Annotated in this window: 4 protein-coding genes and 1 pseudogene; 2 read left to right on the top strand and 3 right to left on the bottom strand. The window is 52.1% G+C overall.

Annotated elements, in window-relative coordinates; translation table 11 throughout:
- The 3 genes from FJ146_18140 to FJ146_18130 all read right to left on the bottom strand — a co-directional run.
- Positions 1–5707 (bottom strand): hypothetical protein (locus FJ146_18140; GenBank protein ID MBM4253892.1); only part of this gene is annotated, 5707 nt, incomplete at its 3' end.
- 301 nt (positions 5708–6008) lie between these two features.
- Positions 6009–7859 carry a hypothetical protein gene (locus FJ146_18135; protein MBM4253891.1) on the bottom strand — a complete coding sequence of 617 codons (1851 nt, stop codon included), beginning with the start codon at positions 7857–7859 and terminating at the stop codon, positions 6009–6011.
- 294 nt (positions 7860–8153) lie between these two features.
- On the bottom strand, positions 8154–8492 hold the full coding sequence (locus FJ146_18130) for a hypothetical protein (protein MBM4253890.1): 339 nt from the start codon (positions 8490–8492) through the stop codon (positions 8154–8156).
- Between the two features lie 307 nt (positions 8493–8799).
- Between FJ146_18130 and FJ146_18125 the strand changes: the two are divergent.
- Positions 8800–9212, top strand: a pseudogene (locus tag FJ146_18125) (MerR family DNA-binding transcriptional regulator).
- Between the two features lie 86 nt (positions 9213–9298).
- On the top strand, positions 9299–10135 hold an 837-nt coding region (locus FJ146_18120), incomplete at its 3' end, for a transposase (protein ID MBM4253889.1).

The raw sequence follows: 10135 nt of genomic DNA, 5'->3' as shown, positions 1-10135 counted from the left end.
CACTATTGGCTGTCACCCGCAAAGTGCCAACAGTAGAGTCTGCCACCGAACCGACACCCAAGCTGGTGATGTTCCCAGCGCCATTTACTACCAATGTTTGAGTAGGGTTCGTAGTCCCAATCCCGACATTGCCATTGGAAGCGACATAGAAATCGATATCCGGTGTGGCCACATTAACAATGCCCGATTCATCTGTGATGGGAGCGATTGACCACCCGGATCCCCACCCGGTGTAGTTAGTGCTATATGAGGTTATAGCTTCATTCACCACGATTTTCGGATACGCCCATGAAGTCGTTGTTGTACCCAAAAGAATGACGCTGGCAGTGCCGTCTTCGGCGAGCCTTACACTATTGAAAGGGGCTCGCCCATGTAAGGTCGCAGAAGTATTTCCCCAAATGCCGGTGGCACGATTGTAACCACCGATCAATAGTTCCCAAGCGCCCGCTGCGTTGTAATTGTAGCCGCTTATGCGAATCTGGAGCATAGTGTTAGAGCGTAATTTTGGAAGTGTGATCTTCATGGTTCCGGTCACCGCGCTGCCGCCGGTATATGTAGCGAGCGATCGGTAATGCAATACGGCACCGCCAAGGTTATTTAGACTAGATCCTACCACATCAAGCTCGACTTCCGGCGCCGTGGTCCCAATCCCAATGTTCCCATTAAATGACACCAACTGAGATGTACCAACCACCAGACCATTAGCCGGAAGCGCTAACACACCAGTCATAGTGTCGCCTGATTTCGCTAACATATTGTTGAATGTTGTCCAATCAGTCGAGCTGAGGAATCCGTTGGCACTGCTGCTTGCCTGCGCAATCGAGACCACAGGTGTGGTCGTCCCAGTGACTGAGATGGGCGATGTGCCAGAGACGCTGGTGACACTGGCAGGCAGTGCTGTACTTTGCCACGTGGTGCCGTTCGAAGTGAGGACATTGCCGCTGGTGCCGGGGGCGATAGTTTGAAGGGCATTAGTGCCGTTACCAAGGAGCACATTATTGGCTGCTAGGGTTGTAGTTCCGGTACCACCATTAGCGACATTGAGTGTGCCTGAAGTGATGAGAGCTGCGCTGTGAGGTGGTAAATCCGCTGGGAGCAAGCTTGTCCCCGCAGTGACACGACCGTAAGCATCGGTCGTGACTTTGGTGTAATTACCGGCCGTTCCAGTCGTTGCGAGGTTTACTGTGGCAGTACCGCTGGCCGTGGCTACGGCGATGCCCGTACCCTGAGCGACGTTAGTCACTTTGTTAGAGAAGGCCGTGTAATCCGCGTTTGATAATAAACCCGCGGTGACACTGGCAACCGAGGCCATCGGAATATTAAGCGTATGTGTGTTTGCAGCAGATGACCACGCTGGTGCTGTACCCGAGGTGCCTGGCACGGTAAATGTTTGAGTATTACCAGTCTGACCGTTTAGGGAGCTTAGTCCTGATCCAGCCACTCCTAGGGCCATAGCCGCAGATCCGTCCCAGTATTTAATTTGGTTTGTGCTGGAGTTAAACCAGGTTTTACCCTTATCTGCTGCGACGAGACCTGCTGGGTCAGAGGTGTTGGTACTCAGGGCCAGAGTCTTAGACGCGGCCATCTGGATAGTACCGGTGTTGGTGATATCGAAGGCACCGTGATTTAGGGCGCCGCTCATCGAATCGCCAGCTCGGTTGATTGGCGTGTAACCGAGTGAGGTGGTGATCTGGGTTGAGGTCAGTGTCGGGATATCTGCTGCGCTCAGTGAGGTGCCAGAGGTTACGCGTCCTTTGACGTCGTAGGTGACTTTGGTCGAAGTGCCTGCGATTGAGATACTTGCGAGGCTGACGGTACCCGTCCCGTTGGCGAATCCAGCGATGGTGGCATCACCAGCGAGTTGGGTGACGTAGTTACCCGGTGCTTGTTTAGCGTTGAAAGTTGTCCAGTCAGTAGAGCTTAGGAAGCCGTTAGCGCTGCCGCTTGCTTGCGCGATCGAGACCACAGGTGTCGTGGTACCTGTGACAGAGATCGGGGACGTGCCAGAGACGCTGGAGATGCTAGCTGGTAGCGCAGTACTTTGCCAGGTGGTGCCGTTAGAGGTGAGGACGTTACCGCTTGTGCCTGGGGCGATAGTTTGAAGGGCATTAGTGCCGTTACCAAGGAGCACATTATTGGCTGCTAGGGTGGTTGCACCAGTACCACCGTTGGCAACGTTGAGAGTTCCGGATGTGATCAGCCCTGCACTATGGCTTGGAAGATCCGCTGCGGCTAAACTAGTGCCGCTTAGTACGCGACCTTTGGCATCATAGGTAACTTTGGTTGCAGTGCCTGCAGTAGCCACGCTAGCTAGAGTAGCTGTCGCTGTGCCACTTGCGAATCCAGATAAAGTCACGTCACCAGTGACCTGAGTAATGTAATTGCCTGGTGCTTGTTTGCTGTTGAATGTGGAGTACTCGGTATTTGAGATTAAACCTGCCGTTACCGAGGCAGTCGACGCCATCGGTATATTAAGCGTATGAGTCGAGGTGGCAGAACTGAATGCGGGTGTGGTACCAGCACTGCCCACCGCCAGAGTTTGACTGGCGGCGTTGAGGCCATTGAAGGACGTGATGCCGCCACCTGCTGAGCCCGTCTGATCGGCTGCCAGATAATACTTGCTGAGGGAGTTGTTCCACTTGATGACGTAGTCGTTAATTTTTGAAGTCTGGTCAAATTGCGATCCACCGAGATTCGCGTCGACGTAGCTTTTGTTGGCAGCGTCAGTAGCCGCTGTCGGCGTAGCTAGATTGATGATTTTGTTTGACCCTAAATTCAGCGCGCCAGATAGGGAATCCCCGGCTTTGTTCACGGGGGTAAAACCAAGTGCTCCGATGACATCACCCGATGCCAGCGCACCAACCGTAACTGGGCCGCCAGTTGTTGACTGCTTCAGGTACTGGCCCGTACCGCCGGTGCTACTCAGGTCTGCGCCAGTACCACCGTTAGCTAGTGAAAGGGAGCCAGAAGTGATGAGAGCTGCACTGTGAGGCGGTAAATCAGCTGAAATTAAACTGGTGCCAGCTGTGACGCGGCCGTAGGCGTCGGTTGTGACTTTTACAAAAGTGCCAGCAGTCCCCGTAGAAGCTAGGCTTACCGTCGCAGTACCGCTTGCAGTTGATACCGCGATACCCGTGCCTTGTGTGACATTGGTTACTTTGCTGGAAAACGCCGTATAATCGGTGTTAGAGATGAGACCAGCTGTGACTGAGGCAGTCGATGCCATCGGGATATTCAGCGTATGTGCGTTGGCCGCTGAGGACCAAGCTGGTGCTGATCCGGAGGTCCCTGGGACGGCAAAGGTCTGAGTACTACCGGTTTGGCCATTGAGGGTGCTTAAGCTTGCTCCGACTGCCACGACGGCCGATCCGTCCCAGTATTTAATTTGGTTCGAGGTGGTGTTAAACCAGGTTTTACCTTTATCCGCTGCAACAAGACCGGCAGGGTCCGCGCTGTTGCTACTGAGTGCCAGAGTTTTAGATGCTGTCATCTGGATGTTGCCGGTATTGCTGATGTCGAATGATCCAAGGTTTAGCCCCCCACTCAGAGAATCACCAGCACGATTAACCGGAGTGTAGCCAAGTGAGTTTGTGATTTGATTGGCCGTGAGTGTTGGGATGTCCGCGGCACTGAGCGAAGTGCCCGATGTTACGCGCCCTTTGACATCGTAGGTAACTTTGGTTGCGGTGCCTGCCATGGCGACGCTGGCTAAACTTACAGTTCCAGTACCATTGGCGAATCCGGCTATCGCTGCATCCCCCGCTAGCTGACTTATGTAGTTCCCTGCGTCTTGTTTAGCGTTGAATGTCGCCCAGTCGGTAGCACTGAGGAAGCCGCTATTACTGTTACTAGCTTGCGCCATGGAGATAACTGGCGCAGTAGTTCCGGTGACCGAAATGGGTGACGTGCCCGTGACGCTGGAGACTTTACTATTAAAAGCGGCATAGTCGGTGTTGGAAACGAGCCCTGCAGTCACACTGGCTCCTGCAGATGCCAGCGGGATGTTGAGTGTGTGCACTGAGCCGCTGGACACTATGGCTGGGCTATCACCTGCGTTTCCTGATGCAAAAGTTTGCGTCCCGCCGGTCAAACCATTTAGGCTAGTCAGTCCTGCCCCGGAAACTCCCAGAGTTTTAGACGTCGACCCGTCCCAGTACTTGATCTGATTGGTGTCCTTATTAAACCAGGTTTTGCCCTTGTCCGGAGAATTTGCCCCGCTGTTATTCAGCGCGGCAGTCATAGTGGCTTCTGCGGCGTTGTCAAAAACACCGAGGCCCAGAGTCTTGGCGTGCGCCAAGGTGAGATTCCCGACATCAGTAAGATCGTCACCTACGGCCCATGGCCCGGTGAGTGCTACGGAGCCATCTTTTTTGAGCAGTGCACTAGTGGTGGTATCGACGTAGTCTTTCGTCGCAGCATCGCTAGCGGCGGTTGGTGTAGCAAGAGCGGTGATACCCTGACCGCCCATGTTAAGTGCGCCGTTCATAGTATCGCCCGCGCGATTCACTGGGGTATAGCCGAGTGCGTTTTGTTTAGCGTTGAATGTCGTCCAATCTGTGGATGAGAGGTAACCGTTCTGGGTTCCCCCAGCCTGGGCTATAGCGATTTCACCAGTGATGGGAGAGTAAATAACGGGAGTGATGCCTGTGAGGCTAGCCCTGGCTCGCGCATCGCTGAAATATTGCGCCGTGCCAGATTCCTGCACGTTTGCCGTGTTTAGAGACTGCCAGGTTTTATCGCCGCGCAGGTACTGAGATGCAGTCCCGGATCCGATAGAATCCTGTTTAGCCGTGAGTGCGGCTGTGAGTCCAGCGATCTTACTCTGATCAATGGCTGCCGTTGCTGAGATGTCTGCATCGATGATGCCGGCTGAGGTAATGGCGCTGGTGATGCGTCCTTGCTGATCGACGACTATATTAGCGCGTGTATATGTGCCAGGACTGACTGCGGTGTCAGCGAGGCTGATAGTTCCTGATGTAGTTATCGGTCCACCGGTCAAGCCGGTACCTGTTGTGATGGTCCCGCTACCGGAGGCTGTCACTGTTGCTGCAGGTGTGGCGGCTACCCATTTGCCGTTTTGATATGTCAAAACTTGATTTGCAGTCGGATCGGTATTGCTAACAGTCTTCGCCGTAAAATTGGCGGCGCTGACGCTATCCCATTTGACACCGCCCGAGCCGTCGCTGACTAAGACACTTCCAGCATTTGCTGTATCGCTCCCTTTGATACCGAGTATGCCATTAGTCTCGCTAAACTTAAGTGATTTAGCGTCTACAGGGATGCGCATGGCGAGAGGGACGTAGTTAAATTTCTGGCGTGGATACGTTTTTCCATCTGCGACGATTTCTATAAATATTGAAGTCGTGCCGTCGCCAAAGATGTCTTGTACCTGAGGTACGGTAAACGGGAAGTAGATGGTGAAAATACCTTCCGCAAGATTGACGCTGGTAAAGCTAAAGGTCTCGCCTCTTTGTGTTCCGGCGAGTTCCGTGTCCCAGAAGGTCGCTGTGACGTTGACCGAACCTGAAAGCGGAGCGCCGGTTTGAGTCGTGAGTCTTCCTGAGTAAGTCATTGGTAAACTACCGACGCCCTGGCCGTAGGCCGGAAGTGGGGAGCAGTATAAGTAGGCGAAACTGATGATAAAAAGGCAGCGAACGGCTAGGCCTCGAGCCGTAACATACGGTAGTTTTTGAGTGTTTTGTCCCATCGGGGACGCCTCATGGTCGGTCCAGTAAGCCTCCGCTTTTCTCTAAATGTGACTTCGACAGAAGCACATGAGAGCTTTAGATTAATTCGTTAACGCTTGGGAAATCGGGTGGTTGGATTGGGTGTTTAGACGCTTAATGAAGAGTGTAAGTACTCAAAATCAGTCGGTTGTGATCTGGGTGGGTCAGGAATTCGAGGCGCATTTTACAATTGGAGTGTGTTCCCCATAAAAGAAATGCCGCCATCAGGGACCACTGATGGCGGCGCGCTTTGATCGTCAATTAAGGCTGAGGATCAGGCGATCACAGAGCAAGTAGGAACTTCGTCAGATCCATCTTCTCTTCCAAATTCAGATCGAGTTCGAAACGCTCGTTGTAGAACTCGACTAAATCCTCGATTTTGGCCGCGCTGCCATTGTGGAAGTAGGGCTCGCGATCGGCTAGGCCACGCAGAGTAGGGACTTTGAACTTGCCGATGTCTTCCCACTTGCCGGTCACCAGAGCGCGACCCGGGTCGCTCACTTTTACCGTCTTGGTGCCGTCACTGCTGGCCAGAGTATAGAGGGGGATGTCACGAGTTCTATACTCTTCTTCGGCTATGCCGTTGTTAAAGAAACGTCCCGGTACGGCTGTGTTGTTACCGACATTAGGTGCGTTGTGACAGGTAGAGCAAGTTACCGAGGCTCCCATGCCGGTAACTGCAAATTTCTTGGTATTGAATATCTGCTGGCCACGATAAAGAGCTTTTTGCTCGGCGTTTGTTGATTTGGCGAACGCGTCAAACAGAGTAAATACATTAGGGTTGAAAGGACTCAGGTTCTCATTTGGGATGAGCTTGTGCGCCGCCAACACCTGAGACGCGTTCTGATTTGGAGTTGTGGATAGACTAAAACCGTAATTGCTCGTGATTTGGGCGGTTACAATTGAGGTCTCCAAACTTACCATCTGCTCGAGTTCAGCTTGGGAGGGAGCTACTTTGGCTTCAGCATGTGTCATCGTGGCGTGTCGCGCTTGCTCGATTAGATCCTTATGCAGGTCGTTGGTTATGCTGTCGCGACCGTCCCACATCAGTGTGGTCACTGTGTGCAGGTTGGTCGTAGGCAATGGACGACGATAGAGAGAAAGTACCGGCTTTTCGCGATCGATTTGATTACAGTAGGTTCCGGTGTATGCCATCAGTTTAAACTCTGCTGTAGCCGGTACAGGCATTTCAACGCGAATCAGGCCTTTGCTTAGGAGCAGTGAGTACGACTGCCGCTTAGCGTCAAGTGTTGAAACATCAGCTTTAGGGCAGTTCGCACCATCAACTGGGCGGAACAAGGGATCGTTACCCCGACTCGCGTTAAATCTTTGATTAACGTTCTTGGTGTTGATCGACCACGTGTCGAGTGGAGAATGGCAGGACATACAGGATCTGCCATTGCCAAATTTTTTGATAAAGGCACCATTGACCCGCGTACAGTTGCCCTTGCCATTGATATCCAAAGCTGTGCCAAATGGATTAGTAATTAGTAGCAATCCGTTAGGAAAACATACGACGCCACCAAGAGGCGATTCGAGTATAGGTATGAGGACACTGGCCGGCACGATGCCTACGGCCCTGGCGAGGAAATTTGTGGTTCGGGCCGAAAGGTTAAAGGACCGAACTCCACTGCGGCCCGTTGAACCAGACGATTGTGTTGAGGAGTTGCGCCCGCCAAATCCAAAAAGCGCTAAACTTTCGCCTTCAGTGTCGCTCTTGGGATTGGCGTGTTCATCGAGCTCTACTAACTCACGTCGTATATCATCTGGAATATCGACTTTCGCCGCATCAAGCAGCGTAAGGACGCTGCGATAATTGGCGACTTCCTCCGGAGTCAAGTCGGTCGACGCTGATATGGAATCATTTTGCTGCGCTGACGCGGTCTCAGTCACCTCAGATGGCGCCTGCGCCGGTGACTTGCCGCTTGACGTCGTGGGCACGGTTGCACCGAATTGAACCTTAGATCCACCGCCGCAACCAATGACGGATGCGATGGTCATGGAAATCATGGAAAGAGCGTAGAACGCATGTTTAGTCTGCATACGCCTCATAGACTCACCTCTATCTGTGTGGTTATCCAGCCCTGTGTTTCCTGGTATTTCCACACTTATCGGCGAATAAAGACGCGTCATTAAGGGCTTAACTATTATTTTGTAGTGTTACGGAGTAATGCTGGGCTTTAGCTTGATTTTTTGCGCGGAAGATTCAGGGCTCACGATAACATGAGAAAGTTCAATCCCGTTGCAGTACCTCGTGAAACCGACAGTCAGCCTGGAGAGGCCAGTGTTTACTGCAGATAACGTCGAAGGGGCCCAGGGCCGCTGTCGCTTTGCTAGTGTTCATCTAGCTAAATGAGAAGCCTCGTCCGTGAGGCGATAAATCACATACATGTCCATTGGACACGCAGCCTCAAGGGCTGTAAGGACTTACTGACCGACGTACTGCAAGCAGCCGTTGGTGCAGCGGAATTGACCTGCACCTTGGCCCCAAGGCGTGCCACTTTGGCCTTCGGAGTAGCCAACGAACGAGCAGGTTCTGCCGTCGCGGTTATAGGCGAAGCAGCTATTGTTGTTATTGTTGTTGCCAGTCCAGCCTTGGCTGAAGCCTTCAACTGCAGAAATACATGGAACATAGGCTTGGTGGTAGGTGCCCGAGTCGAAGCACTCCTCGCCGTCATACGCATATTCATTGGCAAGGGCAGAGCTGCTGATTAATCCGAAAACACTGAGACACGCACTGATAACCAGTTTTGCTTTGACTGACATGTTAGACCCCTTTAAAATTTTTTAAACCGACAACGAGCTTATATTATAAAATTTTTAAAAAGTAAAACATCTTCATTACAAATTTATATAATAAATAATATTATCAATAAAACGAGCTGTTTCAGTTACTTAGCCTCACCGCAAATTGCCGACCAAGGAACTGAAAGTATCAGTTGTTATTTAGGAAGACTGCGCTACCGCCGATCCAGAGTCCGGGGCTGACTACAGCTAGCCAAATCCTCACCTAAATATGCCCATTCAATAGCTTACGCCCTCCCTGCCGATAGGACGCAGGGAGGTATCGCCTATGTATTTGTCAATAGGTCAAGCGAGTCGGGCACTTGGCACCTCAGTATCAACGCTGCGCCGGTGGGAGCAAGAGGGCACTATCGCGGCGGCGTACCGGACGCCAGGCGGACATCGTCGCTACTCGCTACGCGTCCTGCAAGACAGCTTGGGCCTAATCGCGGATGTGACCTCGCGCATAACAGTCGCCTAGGCTCGCCTGTCATCCCTACAAAAAGCGCGGTCTCAAAAAACTGATTCACTTGATTCTCGGTGGCCGCGTGGACCGACTGATGCTCACTCACAAGGACCGATTGCTGCGATTCGGAGCTGAGATCATTTTTTACCTATGCTCTTACTGCGGCACCAAGTTTGTATGGCAAGCGTGCGCATAAAAATAAACGCGCCGTGTCAGTGACGGACATCTGCAATTAACTAGCAAGATGTTGTTGCATGAGAATCATGCTCTCATTACTCTCGCCTTTCCTTGAGGTGAAGAATTTTCCTGTGAGAGATCGCCTGTGGAATGCGCGATTAAATTAGCTTTAGATCTTAGTCCCGAAGATGAGCACATCATCGAGGGTCAAATGAAGATCTGCAATTGGCTCTATAATCAGCTACTTCAAAGGGCTAATGAGCTGCGTGATAGCTATGTCGCTACGCAAGATAAAGACGCAGGCAAGATTCTTTACGCTGATCGAGGCCTGCGCAACCTAGTCCCGGACATGAAAAAGACGCATCCATTCCTCAAGTCCGTGCATAGCTCACCCCTCAAGAATACTGCCCTGCGACTTAGTCGGGTCATACAAGACTACCAAAAATCGCGTAAATCTAGGCGTAAAGGCAAGCCGACGGGTTGGCCGTCGTTCCGCAGTCACAAGGTCAAGCCTTTCTCTCTGCTCTATGACGAGCCAGGCAAGGGATTTAAACTTGATGGTAGGTCACTCAGGATTAGCCTCGGTAAGAATGCCGCGGGTAAACAGATTTACATCACAGGTACGGTGGAAAAGTCCCTGTCATGTTTCGCAGACGCCACCATCAAGCAGCTCAGAATCAAGCGCGAGCATGACCGCTACTATGCAGTACTCTCGGTGGTGCGTCAGTTTAGGCCGGAGGCTCGTCAGGGTGCTAGCACGCGCCCGCCCAAAGTCATCGCACTCGACCCTAATCACAAGAACCTAGCCTACGGTGTCGATAACCTTGGCGTTGCGATTGAAATCACCAACTTCCACGGCAAAAGATATTTCGACCGCGAGATCGACCGTGTCAAATCCAAACGCGACAAGTGCCTACGCAAATCGGTACCAGTGACTAAAGACGGCAAAGTTATTCATTTCAAATCATCAAGGAGGTATCAG

The organism is Deltaproteobacteria bacterium, assembly GCA_016874735.1.
Lineage (GTDB): Bacteria > Bdellovibrionota_B > Oligoflexia > Oligoflexales > CAIYRB01 > CAIYRB01.
Note: the sequence above shows the minus strand (reverse complement) of the source record. Positions and strands in the feature narration are given on the sequence as shown.

Coding starts and splice junctions, on each gene's coding strand:
- FJ146_18135 (MBM4253891.1), bottom strand. CDS start 7,859: ATGACGCGTCTTTATTCGCCGATAAGTGTGGAAATACCAGGAAACACA.
- FJ146_18130 (MBM4253890.1), bottom strand. CDS start 8,492: ATGTCAGTCAAAGCAAAACTGGTTATCAGTGCGTGTCTCAGTGTTTTC.